Raw genomic sequence first — 18,648 nt, 5'->3', positions numbered from 1 at the left:
GACGGTTGACGTCGCCAACGATGATCAAGCCAACGGCCCGGAGCAGGTCAGTGTCATCCTAGCCGGGATTGCAGACGAGGCGTTTGCTATCGATCCCGCTGCTGCGACGGCAATGGGAACGGTGACGGAGGATGATATTACCAGCACCGATCCTGCGACGATCAATCTTGAATTCGATGAAGGTGAGACTCTACAAGGCTTATTTGACGGAGTGACTGAAGGTTCGGGTACTGACACAGAGGAAACCGGTACAGCTGAAATCATTAATGGAAATTTGGTTATTTCGGCCAGTGAGGGTGATGCTGGAGGCAGTAATAACGCCAATGATAATTACTATACTAATGTGTCTGGAGGTGATGGTTTTACTGCTGAGCTTAAATTTGGCAACCCTTTCCCTTCGCTGCCTGCACAGTATTCGCAGCTGGGTCTTAATATAAGCCTCAGCCAGGACGAATATCTGAAGGTAACCTTCGGCAACGTCGGAGGCGGGCAAATTGAATACTCCTATGAGCTAGGAGGTTCACAAAGCAAACAGACCTTCAGCCTGCCGCCAAGCATCAGCTTCGCGCAGATTGCTGATGTTGTTGTGGCTATCGAAGCCAGTGTTGATGGTGGCATGGCAAGTTTCTCGGGCACCATGACCTTCCTTGATGCATCAGGACAAAGTTTGGGAGATACGGCTCTGCCAGCACTGCTCCTACCGGATGGCCCTTTGAATACAGCCATTACTAGTGCGGGAGAAGAGTTCGGTGTTGGCGTAACCCAGACCTCGTTTGGTTCCGGTCCAGTTTTTGTTGCTAATTATGACTACTTGCGTATTCAGCAACAGGGCGAAGAATCCACTGACGATAACGACAATCCGGTCGCGACGATTGCTATCCTACAGCCAGTCAACACCGACGCGGAACTTACGGTTGTTGTCACTTACGCTGATGCCTCGGGCATCGCTACGGAGACGCTTGATAACAGTGACATCGCACTCATGCTGGATGGGGTTCCAGTTGCTGCCACGATCAGCTTCGATGGCTTCAACGCAACGACGGGCGAAGCAACTTATGCGATCTCGTCTCCAGCTGGAGGTTGGAATGAAAATGGTAGTTATACGGTCTGGGTGGCTCAGGGGGCGGTCTCAGATGCCTCAGAGAATGCCAACCTTGTCGATTCAACGCCATCGACGAGCTTCATGATCGACTTTGATGAGGGCAGCCCGCTTGGCGGTTATGCCCCGGGTGATGACCTGGACGAAGATGGCACTGCCAATCAGGCGGATGAAGATATTGATGGTGATGGTGATGCCAATGTAGATGATGTCTTTGCTTATGACGCCCAAAATGGGCAGCCTTTGGCCGACGGCGAAAGCATACGCCTTAATTTCGAAGTAAACGGCACTCCCTATCAGAACGGTTTCACCGGGGTTATGGCCAGTTCTGATGTGGCATTTCAGGACGAAGATACCGGCGCCGGCATCGTTGCCGATAATCAACTCAGGGTCACGACAACGAGTGGTGATACGGGGTCTGCAAATACGCCACAGAATGATTATCACTTGGGCATTATTCGTGATGGAGGCTTCATCCTGGAGTCCGTGGTGGATAACCCCTTTGCTTCGGCGCCCGGTAGTTATTCGCAGCTAGGGCTGGCGGTTAGTGTGAACAGTAATGATTTTGCCAAGTTGGTATTTGGCAGTGTTGGTCAGGACATTGAGTTTTCCTCGCGCGACAACAACGCCGAAACCAAACTTGGGGCTGACTTCCCAGATGGTTATGGCTTCGGTGATTTTGCAAAAGCGAAGCTAGTACTCGATGTCAGTGTCAATAACGTCGGCAATACTATGGCGACGGCGACAGTCACTTTACTGGACGCATCAGGTGAACCTTTACCGGGTAATGCCAGCGTGACCATTAGCGGGTTGGAACTCACCGGAGCCCTTAAGGAGGCGATACTAGACCCTGCAGCTTCGGTCGGCGTAGGGATTACCCACACGCATGGTGCGGCGGAAGCCTTTACCGCTGCCTATGACTACTTCGAGGTAAGTGCCAAGGAGGACACTAGCACTCCTTTGCCGGTGCCGACGACCGAGATCGAAGAAATTTTTGCTGGTGCTAACCTCGAATTATCGGATAGCTATGATCAAGGTGATGTTGGCTCTGCATTGGTCACTGTGACTCCTGGCGGGAATGACGTACAGAGCTCCAATTACGGCAGTAACTCGTTCCAGGTGCAAAATACCGGAGATAAGAAGATCACTGCGGTTTTCTTTGATGTGACGACAGCCCTCTATGGCGATAGCGTGTTTGATCCCGATGGCAAGGGTGGGGATGCGACAGCCAAGGAGTGGGCGATCAACAGTGCCGGTAACACCGGGGCAATTCAGCCTGTGGGGTCGTCTGGCTACGAGCATTATTTCCTGCCGGGAATCGATCCTGAGCCTGAGAATTCAGATAATAATGGTGGTTACCGTGGGGCCTTGGTGAAATTTTCGGCCACTGCCAACGGTGGATTTACTAACGGTGAAACAGTTGGTTTCAGTGGTGATATGGATCCTAACTCGATTGCTGGCTTTACCAAATCCAGTGTCGATACGGGATCGATTCCCTTCTGGGATGTGGGGGGGATCTCAGGGGCGGAACTTATCGGCTCCAATGTGTATATCAAGTTTACTGATGGTAGTACTGCCAGCGGACAATTGATGAGCGATGGCAGCCAGGCTGGAGCACAAGTGCTGGTGAGTGAAACGCCACCTAACCTAGTTGCCGAATTGAGTGTCAACGGGCTTTCTGCCGGTAGTCAAGGGACCTACGGTGGTGAAGTACCTTCGGTAATTGTTAGCGGGCCAGCTGGTGAATGGGTGCGAGTCGTCATGACTAAAGGGCACCAGCCAGTAACCAATAATCAGGATGGCATTGCCGATACTGTAAATGCCCGTCTAGCGGATAAGAATTTCCCTGCTAACAATGCTGCAGAGTTCCAGTTTGTAGATGTACAGCTGGGCGCCAGTGGCACAGCCGATGTTTCGCAGGAGTTTACCTATGGGGATTTCCTGAACGACACCTCCAGCTTCGATGGAGATGACACACTTCCGCTTGGTTTTGTTGCATCCGTCATTGATAACCCGAATACCTCTGATGGCTTGGGATTGGGGCCGGTATCGCAGCCGATCTATCTAATTTCGAATGGTACGCCTGTTGTGGATGGCGATACGACAATCCCGTCGGAAGGTTATTACCTTATGGAGGACAGTCGTCTTAAAGTACAGTTTGAGGATATAAATGGACCTGGTGGAGTAAACCCTCCTGGCAAATGGCAGTTCTTCGATGAGGCAGACGAAAATGGTAACCAGGCGAACTTCCAGGGAGTTGGTTACTATCTCTGGGGCGATGAGGACAGTGAGGCTCTTAATGGGCCGCAGGCAGAACTGACCTATACATTCGTCATTCCTGAGTCGGCAGCAGGGGAGTTTACCTTGCGAGTTCGGGGGACACGGGATCCAGGTGGGGCCAGCGATGCCCAGAATGATGTCTGGGTGAAGATAGATGACAATGCTGAAGAGCTTCTCGTTAGTAATGTCAATGCGATAGATAATAGTGGGTTTATAAAGCTGTATGGTAATGCAACAGGCGATTTTGGCTTCGCGAACTTTATCGATAGCACCTCGGATTCGGTACCGAATTTCCCAGCGGAGTTTGTGCTTGACGCCGGTGTTCATACGATTACTTTCGCAGGCCGTTCCGAAGGCTTCCATATTGACTTCTTTGAGCTTTACCAAGGCAATGCGCCAAGTATAAACGCGACGAACTCTACCTTTATACTTAGTGGTGATACCGAGCCTTTCGTTAATAACCCTCTTGAAGATCAGACGATCGAAGCTGAAGATGAGTTTTTCTTCGAGATTCCTGATGATACCTTTCGCGATCTGGATGGCGATATATTGACCTATGAAGCCCTAAACATACCTGATGGAGTCTTCTTCGACGCACAAACGAAGACTTTCTCGGGGAGCCCTAGTGCAGGGGTAGGTAATTACGCGCTGGAAGTTCAGGTAACCGATGAAGATGGTGCTACTGCGACAGCAGGTTTTGACTTGGTGGTGGTGCCAGAGGATCAAAACGAGCCAGATACTTACTTTGTCGCCATGGTCGAGAGTGCTAATGGCGACATTGAACAGGGCTCATCTCTGTCTAGTCCTGATTTGGAGATAGGCTCATATGTTGTCGGTATTCAATTTACCGTGCCTGATAATATTAATCTTGATGATAGTGAAACTATTGATAGTGCGATTATCAGCTGGGTATCTGATAGGACGCATGCTGCCAACTCGACGATGACTTTCTCCGTAGAGAACTCACTCAGCGGAGCGGGCTTCGGCTCAGTCACTAACCGAAATTATCTCTCTGAAGAGGAAGTGTGGCAGTCTACAGGTACATGGCAGGATGGTGAAAATATAACCGTAGGTATTAACTTGGCAAATCAACTTAATTTGCTTATTGCTCAGGAGGGGCTTAACTCAGGAGATCTGATCACGGTCAAAATAGAAGGAACTGGTGGGACTCGCTTTGTCGAGGCGGCTGGAGGAGACCGGACTGCTCCAACGCTTGCTATTACTGTGGCTGATAACGCCAGTGCTAGCCAACTAGGTAATAATGCAACCCTTCTGTTCGAGAGTAACTCTATAAGTGATATGCCGGGAGATGATGAGTTTGGAACTCTCAATCCCTCATCAATGAGCCAAGAAGTTGGCCTAGTTGGTATTAATGATGAGTCAACGGTAGGAAGTTTTTGATAAGTTAGTAGCTTAGTAGCATGAGGGGCTGGTTTTACCAGCCCCTTTTTTTGAAGAACAGTAGGTGCACTCATGCTTGAATGGATCGCCATATCACGTACTCAGCATGTCAATAAACGATTCTGGCCACGTCAAGGCTATTTCTTTTCTGCAGAATATCACTTGGCTCCCATTCTTCTGGAAGAGCTAGCCAGACTGGTACCCCATTATGTATTGGGCTTTATTTACCAGAATGAGGGTTATCACCCAGTAGCAGTACTCGGATTTAACGAATGCAACTTGTATTTGCATCGCGATGGTCGTTGGCTGGGTGATTACGTGCCCGCGTCGCTGCGAGAGTATCCGTTTACCTTGGCAAAGGCCGAGACGAATAAAAAAGTATTCTGCATAGAACGGCAGCACCTCACTGACGATTTGAGCGCCGAGCCACTTTTTGGAGAGAAGGGAAATCTTGCTAATCAAGTCGAACTAACACTGAGTTTTCTCAAGCAAAGCGAGTGTAACCGACACTTAACGACTGCTGCCTGCCAAGTGTTAAGTGAAGCAGGCCTAATCGAGCCTTGGCCTCTACAGCCGACCTGGGGTGACAAGCAGGCGTCACTGCATATGCAGGGTTTACATTGTATTAATCAGCAAGCTCTGAACCAATTAGGAGAAGGAACGTTAGCTGATTTGCATCGCCGCGGTGCCTTGCCGTTAGCCTACGCTCAACTATTCTCAATGAGTCAAGTAATTCAGTTAACAGAACGAGTGAAATTCCATGCGCAAGAGCAGGCTAAACAGTCAAAGCTTGAAAATGATATTGATCTATTTTACGAAGACGGAGATGAGTTTAAATTTTGATTTTATTACGTAGTTGTTGGCTTCATTCTATCGAGCATCGAATTCAGCACCTCGTAACAATAAATAGCACTTAGTTAATGTGTACCTGTAATTTGATAATCGCTGAGCTTTCTCCTGGATTAACGTATCCTCTAGGCTTGATCATCGTTCGACTGACTATTATCAAGGAAGCTCACCATGTTTTTCTCTAAACGCGCTGCCCTCGGGCCACTTATGGTTATGTTGTCACTGCTGCCGCCCACGCTATTCGCTCAGGATGCCCATATTGGCAGCGTGCGTACTGAGTTCAAGCTGCTGGGCCCGAACAACACCATTGAAGTGGAGCGCTTCGATGACCCGAAGGTTCAGGGCATCTCCTGTTATCTCTCTTACTCACAGATTGGCGGGATCTCCGGTGCGGTGGGGCTTGCTGAGGAGGCCAGTGAGGCGAGCGTGGCGTGTCGGCAGACGGGGGAGATTGTCTTCGACCCTGCGGAAGTAGAGGAGCAAGAGGTGATTTTTAGCCAACGTCGCTCTGCGCTTTTCAAGAATATGCGCGTTGTGCGCATGCATGACGCCGAAACCCAGACCTTTGTGTACCTGACCTATAGCACCAAGCTGGTCGATGGCTCGCCTAAAAATGCGATTACGGCTGTGCACTACGGTGAGTTAGGAGGCGGGCAATAATTGACTCGTGTGCGCTTAGCGTGGGTTGCCTAGCGTTTGTGTCCAGTAGGTTGAGTAGCGCGCCTCCGAATCCTCGGCTTTTGCCATGCCCATCTCGGTAAAGGCGTCATTCATGATGTTGCGGCAGTGGCCGGGGCTGTCTAGCCAGCCTTCCACCACGGCTGAAACGGAGGTGTGGCCAGCGGCGATATTTTCACCCACGGCTTGCCACACGTAATCCTGGTTACCCACACGCTGCTCAATACCTGCGCCTTCCGGGCCGGTATGGCTAAAGTAGTCATTCTCGGCCATGTCCTGGGAGTGGCTTTTGGCCGCTGCTTCCAGCTTGCAACTCCATGCTAACGGCCCTACGGCCTCAAACTGCTGGTCACCGCATTGTCGCGCTTGGCTACGCGCCTCGTTGATTTGAGACAGCATTGCCTGCTGCTGATCGTTGAGTTCGCATTCGCCCTGTGGGGGAGCATTATCACTCTGGGACTGATCAGTGGCCCATGAGCTGGATGAACCCATGAGCAGCATGATAACGGTCAGGCCGTAAAGCGCCCCGGCAGCGGGGCGCTTGGGAAGGAAGTTACCCACCGAACTTTTCATTCTCGCCAAGGTTCGGCGTGGCGTCCTTTTTGAGGTTGGCTTTGGCGATTTCGTAGAGCTGGAATGTTTTGCTCTCTTTGGCTTTCCAGTGCTCCCCCATCTGCACTTTAATTTCTAGCAGGGCGACGTCTGGGTCATCTTTACCTTCCGGGAACCAAGCAGCGATGAAGGGGTTCCAGTATTTTTCGATCAGTTCGCGGTTATCTGTCAGGTTGGCTTTACCCGATAGCGAAACGTAGACGCCATCTTCCTGGTCGGAAAAGCTCAGGCACACATCGTGGTCGCTTTTGGTTTCAAATACCTTTTCGGCACTGCGGCGGGTGAAGAACCACAGGGTGCCGTCGTACTCATCTTGCACCAAGTGCATTGGCCGGGCGCGCGGGGTGTCGTGATCCAACGTCACCAGCATGCCGACTTTGATATCTTTGATCATCTTCCAGATCTTCTGCTTATGTTCCGGGCTGGACATAGCGTCACTCTCCTTATGAATACGATCCTGGCCTTATAAAATAGATACTGGCCTTATGAATTCAATACTGAAAATAGCCATGGACAATGCTTGTACATCGAAGATGACTAGCTATAGCCTAGCTACCATTTTCCATATCAGCAAACGCTCTATGGAATCATCATATCTCTTGCCCAGTAACATCCTGCTTGATGTGTCCGCGGTTACTCACCAGAATCAAAGTGACGCTGAACTGTATGCTCAGGGAGGGAGGTTCCAATGCTTACAGGATCTATATACCGCTACGGCCCAATGACAGTGCTACTAATGCTCGGCGGCTGTGCCACGGGCGGTGGTGACCCCAATTCTCAAAACCAGATGACCCAATACGCGGCTGAATACTGCAGAAGTGTCGGTGGGGAGAATGAAATTCGCGAAAGCAGCCTAGGCACTGGCCGCTATTGCCGCTTGCCTGATGGCCGGGTTGAAAATGAGTGGAAGTTATACCGTACCGAGCATCTCGATAATGACTAGCTGGCACCTTTGATGCCACCCAGGCCAGCCACTGGGTGCCAAGGGCCTAGCTGTTTTTGGCTGTATGCCTTTTTTTAAAGCCAATCATAAGCGCTAGCAGCCCGCACGCCAGTGCTGGCAGCAGAACATCAAGCACTGAGTCTAACGTCCACCCACGCCAGACGCCCTCAAACATACCGACCGGTAGCGTTTCGCCCCATTCCCAACCTCGTTGGATGCCTAGCCTGTATTCGTGCTGAGCGATCTCGCGGCCAAGCAGTATTGCCACCGGGATAACACCCGCCACGCGAGCAGAAACAAAGGGCAATAGTGAGAGCTGAATGATCAAAGCGATAACGACGTGCTCTAAATGTGTGACGTCCATTTCCACGCTCCCATAGTCTTTCTCCCATAGCTTTCTTTCGTGAGCCTAAAGGGCTCTGGCACGAACATGGGCATCATACACCCACATTCATGTGGGTAGGGCTCGGGGAGGCAGCTCTTAACGTTTACCCGCTTTTGTTTTAATTTTGGGAGGCGTATCGGAAAGCTCTTTCTCTTTGGTGCGCCATTTAATTTTTACTTCCACCTCCTGTTTATCGCCTTCATCACTGGCGCGCAGGGAGACTTGCAGTAACTGCTGGGGGGAAAGTACCAGCTCTCCTTCACTTTCCTGAAAGGCTAATTCGCCTTTATTGATTGCATTGGCCAGGGTAATCAGTAACTCTTGGGTTGACTGACGATCCAGCAGGGAATCGTGACTGAATTTCGTTTTTGACTTCATTTAGCGGGCTCCACCAGTTTTCCTTTGCGGCCGGGCTTGAACACTTTTGCCTGAGGGTAATCGCAGCTAAGGCCGATCACCCCACGGTTTTTGTCGATTAACGTTACCCCTACACCGTAGCCATCGAGCCCCTCATTTTTACGCGAGTGAGCGTCCAGGGTGATATCGGCTTCGATATGGATAAGCCCGTTTTTGAGCGTGACCCGCTGGCCAAAGTGTTGGTTGATATGGCCGTGAACCAGCACCTGAATGCCTGCCCGCCGGGCAACGTAGGCGCCGCGCGGCGTAAGGGGAAGATCGGCTTTACGGTATTTGGTTCTAAAGGTATTGGCCAAAGAGCCATAATAAAAACTGAACAGGTTTTGGTGCATTAGGTTTTTTTTGAAAGCGCGGTTGGCATGTTTTACGCCGTATTTGGCCAGCAGTTCGGCCATATGATCATCGAGGCCGGCATGCAGAAACAGAAAGGAACCGCGCTTTTTAACCAACTGCATGCGGCGGAAAAACCAGCTAAATTCCCCCGATTTGTTAAGAAATAGCGAACGACACTTCATCGCGGCGGCGTAGACTTGGGTGAGCGACAGGCCGTTTTTTGCACAGTGCGCCTCGAAGCTCTGCGCCTTGGTGGTCATCTTGCTGATTTCACGCTCTATACCCTCGGGGGTGAGAAACCCGGCGGCATAGAAGGGGAAGTTTTCGAACCAGTCGTTGCCTGGAAACAGCGCCTGTCGGCACGCCTGCTCGGACGGTAATCCTTTGTCCCACTGGGTATCGGCCAGGTATTGATCGAATACCTCTTTAAACAGCGGTATGACCTTCTTGCCCATGCGCACAAAGAGATGTTGGCTACCGGCGTCAGTGTCGCGTTCCAACGATAGCAGCCCCATCAGCAAGCGGAGATCATGGTTACCGGCCAGCAGAGTGATATCTGCTTTGAGGCGGTATAAATGGGCCAGGCTGCGCAGCATCATCAGATTGCTGGGGCCTTTGTCCAGGCAGTCTCCGCCCACCACGATTTCGGCTTTTTTACCGAATTTCGTCAGTGCATATTCACATAGGTGGGAGCCTTCGCGTTCGATGACGCCTGCAGCAATTAGCGAGGCTTCAAATGCCTCGGCGTCCGCATGGGGGTCTGAGATGAATGCCACTGGCTTTTTGGGCCAGGCGAAGCCCTTTTTTCGCGAGCGCTTAACAAAGGTGCTTAGCGCCTCATCGTGATTGACCGAAGTAGCATCATCGGGCCAGGGCGCCCACTCTGTCGGAAGGCGCGTCAAGATGGCGTTGTGATACGGTTGTTTGCTTACCTTTGGAATAACATTGAACGCGGTCATAGAAGCCATCTTATTCATCGCTATCGTTTAATCGAGTGGGTCTGCTGGCTGGCGCTGTTTCCAGTTTCCGTACAGTCGGTGCCAGCCTTGGTTATGCCGCTCGAAAACGACCGGATGACCATGAAACATACTTAACCGTTTAATATCGCTGAAGGGTATGACATTTAAATGATAGCCCGCGTGGCGAATAGAGGCGCCGTGGCCCACTACCAGCTGTAGTCGTTTAGCCCCCTCAAGTCGCGGCGGTATATCTAAAAGTGCTTGTAAATGTGCAGAGACCCGTTCGCCTGCTTCCAACAGGGATTCCGCGCCGTCGAAGGGCAGTCTGAAATCGCTGGCTGATTTCCAGCCCTTAGGTAAAGGCTCAAGGCGTGGGTCGAGAGCAACGATCCGTTCTATTTCCTGAATGCTCAGATTGGCCAGCGCCCCAACGCTGCGTTCACAAAGGGCCGAAAAGCTGCGCAAGCGGGGCGGCTCCGCAAACAGCGGCGTTAGCTCTTCGCGGAAGATTTCGGCTGTTTGCCAGGCTCTTAGCAGTGTCGAGCAGTGTATCTCCGCATTGAGCTGATAGCCTGAAGTGGCTAGCCACGCGCCGAATCGACGCGCCTGCTCTCGAACGTCCTCCGCACCCTTTTCCGTGAGTGGGTAGGGCTGCAGGGCGCTGGGTGTATCCGCCAGTTGAGAATATTCACCGTGCCGAATCAGCGCCAGTGCCACCATCAGAGAATGCCTTTGGCTTGGAGCAGCGCAATGGCACGCTCAAAATCGATGGCACCGGTGAGGCGCAGCACTTCAACGCTCGCTAGATGTTCGGCATAGATCTTGGCAGATTGGGCTTGCTCGGTGGGAAAGTGGCCATCCGCGTGCTGAAAAAATGGCCCTGGGCTTTTGCGTAAGCCCTCAAGCGCCTCAGGTGTTTGGGTGATATCCACGCTACTCAGGGCTGTAGGGGCGGTAGCGTCTAATGCCCAGTCCAGCAGTATCAGGTGCTTGAGCGTGCCGGAGAGAGCGGTTTTACCCTCGCCATAGGCGTTAGGAATCAACACATCGTACTTCTGCTCAATATCCCATAGCTGGCTTTTGGGCATGCCGGTAAATCGGTCGCGCTCGTCAGTGGGCAGTATGTCGCTCAAACGCGGGGAGTTGATCAGCGTGCCTGGGTTAACGCGAGGATGCTTGGCGACACCGATAACGCTTACCTGGTCGTTTTCGGGCTTAAACAGAATCCGGTCATTGGAGAGAAAGCGCGCCGTTGTGATTTCCAGCGCTTTCAGCATTAGCGTCGATTTACCACCACCGGAGCTGGCGGCAATGGCCGTGACGTTGCCATCGATATCAAAGGCCGAGGCGTGGCCGAGCAGGTAACCATCGCGTTGATGATGATTGAGGAACTGGTTGTTAATAAAGTTGATGACTTGCGATGAGTGCTTGTTTAACTCGCCAATCGCAGCTGGCGCCGTTAACGATTGGAACAGCACCATCCCCGTGCGTACTTTATGAATCCAGCGCCCTTGAGGCGTATCCACGTAGGCCTCTTTCAGCCCCAGAGCGCTGGTTTTGGCCCGTGTTACCGCTGTCCACTCGCGGCCGCTGGTATCCGCTTGCTGATCCAACAGCCATACCGGTAGCTCTGGCTGGTCAAGGGTATGGACTTCTTTCGGGAGCAAACCAGACGCCGTTAAACCAGCATAGTAAACCTCAAGATGGTCAAGAATGGCTGGGTGGTCGGCCAGCACGCGAATTGTTAAACCATTGAACGTCAGCGGTAACGCATAGGTGCAGGCGGCCTTTGCCTGATTGATTTGTTGATTATCAAAAAGGTTGATCATTCACCTGCCTCTGCTGTCTCTGTCTCTGCTGTCTCGGCCTCAAGCTGGCTAAGCACATAATCACACAGCTTCTCAGCGGCATCGATACCACAGCCTTTTTTCGCGCCGCTAAATCCGCCAAAGGCCGAGACCTCAAAGACCACGGGCCCTTCATCGGTCAATGCAATGTCTACAGTGGTAAAGCTTAGATCGAAGCATGACTGGGCTTTTAGGCCAAGCTCAATCAGCTCAGAGCTTGCATCAAAGGTTCGATATTTGCCCCCGCTGTGAATCGTTGTATTCCACGACTTGTCATCGCCGACACGGGCATAGGTGCACAGGTACTTGCCGCCTAGAAATACCATGCCTAGATCTTGACCGCCCAGGTTGACGAATTTCTGAAGGTAAAAAAGGCCATGCTTAGCCTTAAATTTATTCAGTATTTGAGTATTGGCTTTAACACCATCTGCCGCTTTTAACACCACCATGCCGCGGGCTTTGGTCGAGTAGAGCGGTTTTAAGATCGCCTTTCCGAACGCCTGGATCGCCTCCAGCGCCGCATCAGTGCTCTCGGTTACTCGTGTCGCGGGCAGTGGGACGCCGCCTGATGCCAGGGCGGCGGTGCCCTCAAGACGATTAATCAAGCGGCTTACCTGGTTTGGGCTGCTAAAACAGCGCACCCCATCCTCCTCAAGGCTGCTAAGCATGCGCAGTCGGTCGTCGGCGGCTGGGGAGTAGGTTTCGCTTATTTTTTTGATGATCACGCCGTCAAGCGCGTTGAGCAGGGTGTCCCGATAACGTAACTCGCCGGTTTCAAGTTCCAGCACTACGTCAGCCATATCGATAACGCAGCGGTAGCCGGTGCGCTGTTCCAAATGATTCGCCAAGACCTCGGTTGACCATTTGCCAGGTATCCCAATGACCGCAATTCGCTTATTAATCACTAAAAATATCCTCTAGGGGAAGCCTGTACTTCTCTATTTTCTCAGGGGTTAGAAGTGTTATGGCCTCTAGCAGGTAGCTCGCTCTAAGGGCGAGTCGGTTGGCAAAACGTTTGTCGTAGATAAAGCGCGTAGAGGTGGCAAAGGAGCGCCCCAGCGCGATGGCTAGCCGCGCATCAAAGCTTACATCGTTATTCTCTTTGGCGAACCGGCGCGCAAACTGATAGAGCTGTCTGATCAATCCCATTAGTTCGGCTCTAGGGGCCGCATCCATAATGGGCAGCCGATAAATTGACGCCATCAGAACGGATAAATCCTGAACATAATCAGAATAGGAGGCGCGGTGCAGGTCGATAAAGTAGATGCGATTTTTGAGTTCGTCATAGATGAGGTTGTCGACGTTGAAGTCGCCGTGGATCAGCACGGAAAATGGCGCCCTAAGCTGACGCTCTAGGGACTCTACGCGATCGATCAACTCATCAAAACTGGGGCGGGGCAGTCCGCAAATGGTTTGGTGTGTATGAAACAGTGTCGGGTGCGTGTGGCGGGTTTCGGGCATGCGTTTACGCAACTGCTGCATATACTCGGGTTGAGCCGGCTCGTTAGTACGTGATGTCTTCCAGATCTTTCTCAACGTCCGTTGGAGTGTGTGGGCAAGTTGCTTGGCGGATTTCCACTGGTCGTTTAACAGTAGTGACTCAAGCGTTCGGCCGGGAAGGTGTTCGATCACCATTGAACCCAGCTCATCCCCCTGCTCGACATGGTGCGAGAGAACCGTTGGAGCCACCTTCGGATAGACCCGTTTCCATTGATCTACCCCGTAAAGTTCTTCAATGACTTTCTGGCTTTCACCCTCTTTGTAGACTGCCATCATCTTGCCAGAGGGGGCGTGCTCGGCTCTCAGTGTGGCAATGGTGCTGCCGCTGCGGGTAAGCGCCAGCCGCTCGACGGTAAAGTCGTCATTCTGGGCGGTCATCGCGTGGGCGGCATTTTTCAGTTGCTTGTAATTTTGCAAGCGTACGGCAGGGCCGAAGTTGGCGGCGAGTAGGGCGTCGGCAAGCTCTGAAAGCAGATGAATCATGCGGTTAAGCTGAAAATCCACCACGGCGCTGTTACGCATGCCTGAAGCGTCCTGCTCAAAATCAGTGGTTAAGCGGGCGGTTATTTTGGGAATTCGGCGTCCAATTTTCAGGCCTTGGCGAGTGTTTGCATCATCGATATTAATGATCACCAGCTTCAATGATTTACCCACCAGTCGAATGAGCTTGGCGTACTCTTTTCGCGATTTATCGGGAAGCTGCTTTAGGGCCTTGATGGCGGTGAATTCAAGGCAGGATTGGCCTAACTGGTCAAGTAGTCGGGCTAAGCGCTCAAGGGATTTGGATTGTTGAAAACCCTGCCCATCGACTTTGCGTCGCTGCACATCCATGGCGACGGCGAGCTCAACTTTCTCCACCAGCGTGTTCCTATAGCCTGTGCGATTGATCAGGCGCCGAGAAACGGATTCACTTGGCTGAGTCACATAAACTTCAACTAACTCGAAGTGATTTTCAACTTCGAATCGTAGAAAATAGAAATGCTCCAAAATCGACGTATTGATACGCTGCCTCACCAAGATAACGTGCGCTTAGGTGGTTACTGCTTCTGAGAGTCAACAGTATAAGTAACAGTGCCATCTTTTACGTTACATGTTTCTTACAGTTCAAAGAGTTGTATGAAAAAAAGACGTTTTATCGGTACCCGAATGTGTCTGCCCCGTGAGATTGGCAAGGGGCGGGATCTGCGTCTGGCCAGATACCGAAAAGCCCCCGAGCTAGGGCCGAAAATACTCTTCTTTAGTGGCGGTACGGCACTGAGACATTTTTCTGAGGTGTTGACGGACTATACCCATAATTCCATTCATCTGGTTACCCCTTTTGATTCAGGAGGCAGCTCGGCAGAGTTACGCCGGGCCTTCGCGATGCCTGCGGTGGGCGACCTAAGGGCACGCCTGCTTGCTCTTGCTGATGATTCAGTCACCGGGCACCCTGAGGTGGCTGCGCTTTTTTCACATCGGCTAGTAGCACAGGGGTTGGAAGACGCGGCGGCAAAGGCAGCACTTGAGCAAAGCCTGCAGGCTCTTGTCAGTGCTAAGCACCCGCTGCTCAAGGCAATTGCTGAGCCCATGCGGTCACTGATCCAGAGCTATATCGCCGCATTCTACAAACATATGCCCAAGGATTTTAGCCTCGCTGGTGCCAGTGTCGGGAACCTCATCTTGACCGGCGGCTATCTGATTCATGACCGCTCTCTGGATCCGATCGCCTTTCTCTTTGGTCAACTGATCAAGACCCGCGGCACCGTTCGGACAACGACGGATGCCAACCTTCAATTGGAGGTATTGTTAGAGAACGGTCGAACGATTATTGGTCAACACTGCTTTACCGGCAAAGAGACGGCTCAAATCGATTCGCCCATCAGAGCGATAAAATTATCAGGCGAGGCGGACGATATCGATACCTTGGATGCCTCCAAGGTGTGTAAAGAGACCCGTAAGCTCATTGATTCGGCAGAGCTGTTGGTTTTCCCGCCGGGCAGTTTTTATAGCAGTGTCATTGCCAACCTGCTGCCAAAGGGGGTTGATAAGGCATTGGCTAAAAACCCGTCACCCAAGGTGTATGTGCCAAGCCTGGGAACTGATCTTGAAACGCTTGGCATGACGTTGGTGGATCAGGTTCAAGTGCTCAATGAGCATTTGTCTGGCACACTCGAACCCTTATCGTCTAAGCGGTCTTCAATCGATTTTTTACTGTTTGATTCGCAGCTTCTGAGTGTTTCGGCTGATCAGATTGAGACGCTACGCGATGAAATGGGTATTCAAATTATTGATCTAGATCTTGCGCCGGAGAATGCTGATACCCAACGTTATGATGACGTTAAGCTGGCTGAAGCGCTGCTTGGGTTGACCTGACACCGACATACTCTAAATGACCTTGGGCATTGCTATGCGTCTTAGTTACCAGGGCCCGCTGCCTGAAATGGTGGGGTTTTTGCTATTGCCGCAGTATTCGATGATGGCTTTCTTTGCGGCGGTGGAGCCGCTGCGAATTGCCAACCGCATTGCCCATCGACCGCTGTTCGACTGGACGTTGATTAGCGCTGATGGCGGGCCGGTGACGGCGTCGAACGGTATGACCTTGATGGTGGATCACGCAACGGCGGATGTTCACCATTTGCCCTCGCTTGCGGTATGCAGCGGCTTTACTCCCGAGGCGCATCTTACCCGGCCGTTAATGGCCTGGCTTCATCAGTTGGATCAGGCGGGCTGCTGTTTGGGTGGTATTGATACCGGAGCGTTTCTACTCGCCGCTACAGGGTTGTTAAAGCACGAGCGGGTGGCACTGCACTGGGAGAGTCTGCCCGCGTTTCGTGAGCGTTTTCCGGGTATTGACACTACCGATGAGCTTTACGAGTTGGGCGAGCGGCGCTTCTCCTGTGCGGGTGGGGCAGCGGCGATGGATATGGCGCTGGAAGTGATTGCCCGGCGGCATGGCGCAAAGTTGGCTATCGATGTCTCCGAGCAACTGATCCATGACCGAATTCGCACCCGCAGCGATCAGCAGCGCATGGCGTTGGTGAAGCGCTTAGGTACGCATAACCGGCGCGTTGTGGAGGCGGTTGCGCTGATGGAGCAGAACCTGGAAGAACCGCTCCCCCTTGACGAGATAGCCAGCCAAGTAGAGGTATCGGTGCGCCAGTTGCAGCGTCTGTTTGAGCAGGAGCTAAACGTGACCCCGCGTCAATGGTATTTGCAGCTGCGTGTGAAGCGCGCCCGGCGGCTGCTGGCCGAGACTGACTTAGCGGTATTAGAAGTGGGCGTGGCCTGTGGGTTTAGTTCGTCGTCGAGCTTTGCGCGTACGTTTCGTGCGCATTACGGCTACTCGCCTCGGCAGGTGCGTTCTGCCATAGCGGAGAAGACCTTTAAAGCGCAATGAGTGTCGCTTAATGCCTGATAAGCGTCGCTTAGTGTCTAGTGATAGGGGAGTAGCCGCGCATACTAGCTAAACCCAACTAATAAAGAGGTTTAGCCAAATGTCGGTCACAACTAGCTTCGCCACCACTAGCTCTGCCACTACCAGCCCTACCACTACTAAGACGCTGTCGTTGACAGCGAGCTTTTTACTCGCTGCGTTTGCTGCCACACCCGCTATGGCAGAGCTTGATGAACTGCGCTTTGGGGTGCCGCCGTGGCCTGGGGTGACGGTAAAGTCTGAAGTGGCGGCCCAGCTACTTGAGACCATGGGGTACGAGACCCGACAGCAAGATTTAGCCGTGAGCGTTATCCTCGAAGGCTTAACGCGGAACGACTTGGAAATTTATCTAGGCGGCTGGTATCCCGTTCAGACTGATATGGTCGAGCCCCTGGTGGCCGACGGTAAAGTCGAAAAAGTGGTTTCCAATATCCGCGGCGCCAATTCCGGGCTAGTGGTTCCCCAGTATGTTTACGATGCAGGCGTCACCACGGTGGCTGAGCTGGCAGAGCATCACGACCGCTTCGATGGTGAAATTCAGGGGATTGAAGCAGGCACCGGTATTAACGATGCGATTCTCAATGCCATCGATAATGATCTTGCGGGGCTGGGCGATTGGCAGCTCCGTGAAAGCTCCACTTCGGCCATGCTGGCCCAGGCTGAGCAAAAAATGGCCGATGAAGAGTGGGTGACCTTTGTCGGCTGGGAGCCTCACTGGATGAACGTGAGCTTCGATCTGGCCTATTTAGCCGATAGCGATGATGCGGGCGTGGCTTCTATTGAAAGCACGGTATGGACAATTACCCCTGCCAGCCTGGCGGAAGAAGCGCCTGAGGTTCACCGCTTTCTGTCGCAGTACGTGATCGATATCGAAGATCAGAATGACTGGGTGCACGAGTACAGCTACGAAGAGCGCCCGGCGGATGAAGTGGCTAATGAGTGGATCGGCAACAACCTGGATACCGTTGCCGAGTGGCTGGAGGGTGTTGAAACCCGCGATGGGGAATCCGCCATCGAGCAAGTTCGGGCCCAATACGGTTCTTAATAGTAAAGCTCGGCTCTTAATCACACGATTCGTAAAGCCTAAGCAGCGATAATGCCAAACAGCGCCTTATTAATTAAGGCGCTGTTTTAGTTTTTGGCAAAAGTCCTGCCAAGCCGCACTCATACCGGGTAGCAGCGCATGAGCGTGAAGGGCGGCATGAACCATGTTCGGGGCGCAGCGATAGCCTACCGAGGCACCTTCCTCGCGCCAATTGGCTATTGCGGCTTCGATGGGGAGTGTCAGTGGATCCCTCTCCACGGTCAGCATTTCAATGCTTGCGGCAGGAGGGCGGCGATCACGCTGAGTAGCAATGATGTCAGGACACTGTTGACGAATGTCGAGTACATCATCCCGTGAAAGTAGCGGCGCATCTTCTCCCAAGCATTCAAGGGAAAGCGCGCCAACGGTTGGGTAGATCAATCCTAGCGGTGGCGCTTCATTCTGCTGATGGGCAAGGTCAATGGCTAATCGCCCGCCCGCGCTGTCACCCACCAGCGCAACAGGATAAATCGCTTCTAACACCGTACGGCAGTCTGCCAGCATGGTGGGGTAATCTACCTCTGGTGCCAGCCGATAGTTAACGCTTACCACTTCACGCTCAAGCATCTGGGCCAAGCTGGCGGCGGGGCCATGGTGGCTCTCTGTTGAGCCGATGGTAAAACCGCCGCCATGGATAAACAGCACGCAGCCGGGCGTTCGCTGCTGGGGAATAAAACGACGCACGCGAACACCACCCAAAGCGCTATTTTCGACCCGCATTCCAGCCGGGTCGGGTGGGGCGAACGTTTGGCAAAGCTCAACGTAGGCGCGCCGCGCTTGAGGTAATTGTAGCTCCTTTATCTTTGCCAGCCCGGCGTTAAAGCGCTGAATAAAGTCGTCCACGATCAT

17 protein-coding genes are annotated in these 18,648 nt (G+C 52.4%); 7 read left to right on the top strand and 10 right to left on the bottom strand.

Translation table 11 applies throughout. From position 1 onward, the window contains the following. Nucleotides 1–112: 112 nt before the first annotated feature. The 3 genes from HALA3H3_RS24000 (at nt 113) to HALA3H3_RS23990 (ending at nt 6,289) form a co-directional block, all read left to right on the top strand. Nucleotides 113–4,780, top strand: a complete 4,668-nt coding sequence (locus HALA3H3_RS24000; RefSeq protein ID WP_022524078.1) for a putative Ig domain-containing protein — start codon at nt 113–115, stop codon at nt 4,778–4,780. 72 nt (nt 4,781–4,852) lie between these two features. Then, nucleotides 4,853–5,623 carry a SapC family protein gene (locus HALA3H3_RS23995; RefSeq protein ID WP_022524077.1) on the top strand — a complete coding sequence of 257 codons (771 nt, stop codon included), beginning with the start codon at nt 4,853–4,855 and terminating at the stop codon, nt 5,621–5,623. Nucleotides 5,624–5,800: 177 nt separating this feature from the next. Then, nucleotides 5,801–6,289, top strand: a complete 489-nt coding sequence (locus HALA3H3_RS23990) for a CreA family protein (protein ID WP_022524076.1) — start codon at nt 5,801–5,803, stop codon at nt 6,287–6,289. 15 nt (nt 6,290–6,304) lie between these two features. Here HALA3H3_RS23990 and HALA3H3_RS23985 read toward each other — a convergent pair whose 3' ends face one another. Both HALA3H3_RS23985 and HALA3H3_RS23980 read right to left on the bottom strand, forming a co-directional pair. Continuing rightward, complete coding sequence (locus HALA3H3_RS23985) at nt 6,305–6,880, bottom strand: CAP domain-containing protein (protein ID WP_022524075.1); 576 nt, start codon at nt 6,878–6,880, stop codon at nt 6,305–6,307. Continuing rightward, complete coding sequence (locus HALA3H3_RS23980; protein WP_022524074.1) at nt 6,861–7,349, bottom strand: pyridoxamine 5'-phosphate oxidase family protein; 489 nt, start codon at nt 7,347–7,349, stop codon at nt 6,861–6,863. Before HALA3H3_RS23980 ends, HALA3H3_RS23985 begins: the two co-directional genes overlap by 20 nt. A gap of 258 nt (nt 7,350–7,607) precedes the next feature. On the opposite strand from HALA3H3_RS23980, the gene HALA3H3_RS23975 reads away from it, so the two are divergent. After that, nucleotides 7,608–7,862 carry a putative hemolysin gene (locus HALA3H3_RS23975; protein WP_022524073.1) on the top strand — a complete coding sequence of 85 codons (255 nt, stop codon included), beginning with the start codon at nt 7,608–7,610 and terminating at the stop codon, nt 7,860–7,862. A gap of 46 nt (nt 7,863–7,908) precedes the next feature. Here HALA3H3_RS23975 and HALA3H3_RS23970 read toward each other — a convergent pair whose 3' ends face one another. The 7 genes from HALA3H3_RS23970 to HALA3H3_RS23940 form a co-directional block, all read right to left on the bottom strand. Continuing rightward, the gene (locus tag HALA3H3_RS23970; protein WP_022524072.1) at nt 7,909–8,226 is read right to left on the bottom strand and encodes a hypothetical protein; all 318 of its coding nucleotides are present in this window, start codon (nt 8,224–8,226) and stop codon (nt 7,909–7,911) included. Between the two features lie 117 nt (nt 8,227–8,343). Further along, the gene (locus HALA3H3_RS23965) at nt 8,344–8,625 is read right to left on the bottom strand and encodes an amphi-Trp domain-containing protein (RefSeq protein WP_022524071.1); all 282 of its coding nucleotides are present in this window, start codon (nt 8,623–8,625) and stop codon (nt 8,344–8,346) included. Beyond that, a complete protein-coding gene (locus HALA3H3_RS23960) occupies nt 8,622–9,956 on the bottom strand; it encodes a metallophosphoesterase (RefSeq protein ID WP_022524070.1) in 1,335 nt (444 codons plus the stop codon). Before HALA3H3_RS23960 ends, HALA3H3_RS23965 begins: the two co-directional genes overlap by 4 nt. 27 nt (nt 9,957–9,983) lie before the next feature. Then, entirely contained in the window at nt 9,984–10,676 is a 693-nt protein-coding gene (locus HALA3H3_RS23955; protein WP_022524069.1) for a histidine phosphatase family protein, read from the bottom strand. Then, nucleotides 10,676–11,785, bottom strand: coding sequence for an HprK-related kinase B (locus tag HALA3H3_RS23950; RefSeq protein ID WP_022524068.1), 1,110 nt, complete (start codon nt 11,783–11,785; stop codon nt 10,676–10,678). Before HALA3H3_RS23950 ends, HALA3H3_RS23955 begins: the two co-directional genes overlap by 1 nt. After that, nucleotides 11,782–12,708 carry a GAK system ATP-grasp enzyme gene (locus HALA3H3_RS23945; RefSeq protein ID WP_022524067.1) on the bottom strand — a complete coding sequence of 309 codons (927 nt, stop codon included), beginning with the start codon at nt 12,706–12,708 and terminating at the stop codon, nt 11,782–11,784. Before HALA3H3_RS23945 ends, HALA3H3_RS23950 begins: the two co-directional genes overlap by 4 nt. Further along, nucleotides 12,701–14,161 (bottom strand): aminoglycoside phosphotransferase family protein, encoded by a 1,461-nt coding sequence (locus HALA3H3_RS23940; protein ID WP_053857087.1) that lies wholly within the window; start codon nt 14,159–14,161, stop codon nt 12,701–12,703. Before HALA3H3_RS23940 ends, HALA3H3_RS23945 begins: the two co-directional genes overlap by 8 nt. 258 nt (nt 14,162–14,419) lie before the next feature. On the opposite strand from HALA3H3_RS23940, the gene HALA3H3_RS23935 reads away from it, so the two are divergent. The 3 genes from HALA3H3_RS23935 to HALA3H3_RS23925 all read left to right on the top strand — a co-directional run bounded on the left by HALA3H3_RS23935 (nt 14,420) and on the right by HALA3H3_RS23925 (nt 17,760). Then, the gene (locus HALA3H3_RS23935) at nt 14,420–15,655 is read left to right on the top strand and encodes a GAK system CofD-like protein (RefSeq protein ID WP_022524065.1); all 1,236 of its coding nucleotides are present in this window, start codon (nt 14,420–14,422) and stop codon (nt 15,653–15,655) included. Nucleotides 15,656–15,689: 34 nt separating this feature from the next. Continuing rightward, entirely contained in the window at nt 15,690–16,679 is a 990-nt protein-coding gene (locus HALA3H3_RS23930) for a GlxA family transcriptional regulator (RefSeq protein ID WP_052475578.1), read from the top strand. A gap of 97 nt (nt 16,680–16,776) precedes the next feature. Continuing rightward, nucleotides 16,777–17,760, top strand: a complete 984-nt coding sequence (locus HALA3H3_RS23925; RefSeq protein ID WP_022524063.1) for an ABC transporter substrate-binding protein — start codon at nt 16,777–16,779, stop codon at nt 17,758–17,760. A 69-nt stretch (nt 17,761–17,829) separates the two neighbouring features. Here the strand turns inward: HALA3H3_RS23925 and HALA3H3_RS23920 are convergent, their stop codons facing one another. Then, nucleotides 17,830–18,648, bottom strand: a complete 819-nt coding sequence (locus tag HALA3H3_RS23920; protein ID WP_022524062.1) for an alpha/beta hydrolase fold domain-containing protein — start codon at nt 18,646–18,648, stop codon at nt 17,830–17,832.

The sequence above is a fragment of the Halomonas sp. A3H3 genome (assembly GCF_000982975.1).
GTDB classification, from domain to species: domain Bacteria; phylum Pseudomonadota; class Gammaproteobacteria; order Pseudomonadales; family Halomonadaceae; genus Vreelandella; species Vreelandella titanicae.
This window is presented reverse-complemented; position numbering and strand designations above follow the sequence as displayed.

Coding starts and splice junctions, on each gene's coding strand:
- HALA3H3_RS23975 (WP_022524073.1), top strand. CDS start 7,608: ATGCTTACAGGATCTATATACCGCTACGGCCCAATGACAGTGCTACTA.
- HALA3H3_RS23920 (WP_022524062.1), bottom strand. CDS start 18,648: ATGATCGTGGACGACTTTATTCAGCGCTTTAACGCCGGGCTGGCAAAG.
- HALA3H3_RS23970 (WP_022524072.1), bottom strand. CDS start 8,226: ATGGACGTCACACATTTAGAGCACGTCGTTATCGCTTTGATCATTCAG.
- HALA3H3_RS23995 (WP_022524077.1), top strand. CDS start 4,853: ATGCTTGAATGGATCGCCATATCACGTACTCAGCATGTCAATAAACGA.
- HALA3H3_RS23935 (WP_022524065.1), top strand. CDS start 14,420: ATGAAAAAAAGACGTTTTATCGGTACCCGAATGTGTCTGCCCCGTGAG.
- HALA3H3_RS24000 (WP_022524078.1), top strand. CDS start 113: ATGGGAACGGTGACGGAGGATGATATTACCAGCACCGATCCTGCGACG.
- HALA3H3_RS23965 (WP_022524071.1), bottom strand. CDS start 8,625: ATGAAGTCAAAAACGAAATTCAGTCACGATTCCCTGCTGGATCGTCAG.
- HALA3H3_RS23980 (WP_022524074.1), bottom strand. CDS start 7,349: ATGTCCAGCCCGGAACATAAGCAGAAGATCTGGAAGATGATCAAAGAT.
- HALA3H3_RS23960 (WP_022524070.1), bottom strand. CDS start 9,956: ATGACCGCGTTCAATGTTATTCCAAAGGTAAGCAAACAACCGTATCAC.
- HALA3H3_RS23950 (WP_022524068.1), bottom strand. CDS start 11,785: ATGATCAACCTTTTTGATAATCAACAAATCAATCAGGCAAAGGCCGCC.
- HALA3H3_RS23925 (WP_022524063.1), top strand. CDS start 16,777: ATGTCGGTCACAACTAGCTTCGCCACCACTAGCTCTGCCACTACCAGC.
- HALA3H3_RS23985 (WP_022524075.1), bottom strand. CDS start 6,880: ATGAAAAGTTCGGTGGGTAACTTCCTTCCCAAGCGCCCCGCTGCCGGG.
- HALA3H3_RS23930 (WP_052475578.1), top strand. CDS start 15,690: ATGCGTCTTAGTTACCAGGGCCCGCTGCCTGAAATGGTGGGGTTTTTG.
- HALA3H3_RS23990 (WP_022524076.1), top strand. CDS start 5,801: ATGTTTTTCTCTAAACGCGCTGCCCTCGGGCCACTTATGGTTATGTTG.
- HALA3H3_RS23955 (WP_022524069.1), bottom strand. CDS start 10,676: ATGGTGGCACTGGCGCTGATTCGGCACGGTGAATATTCTCAACTGGCG.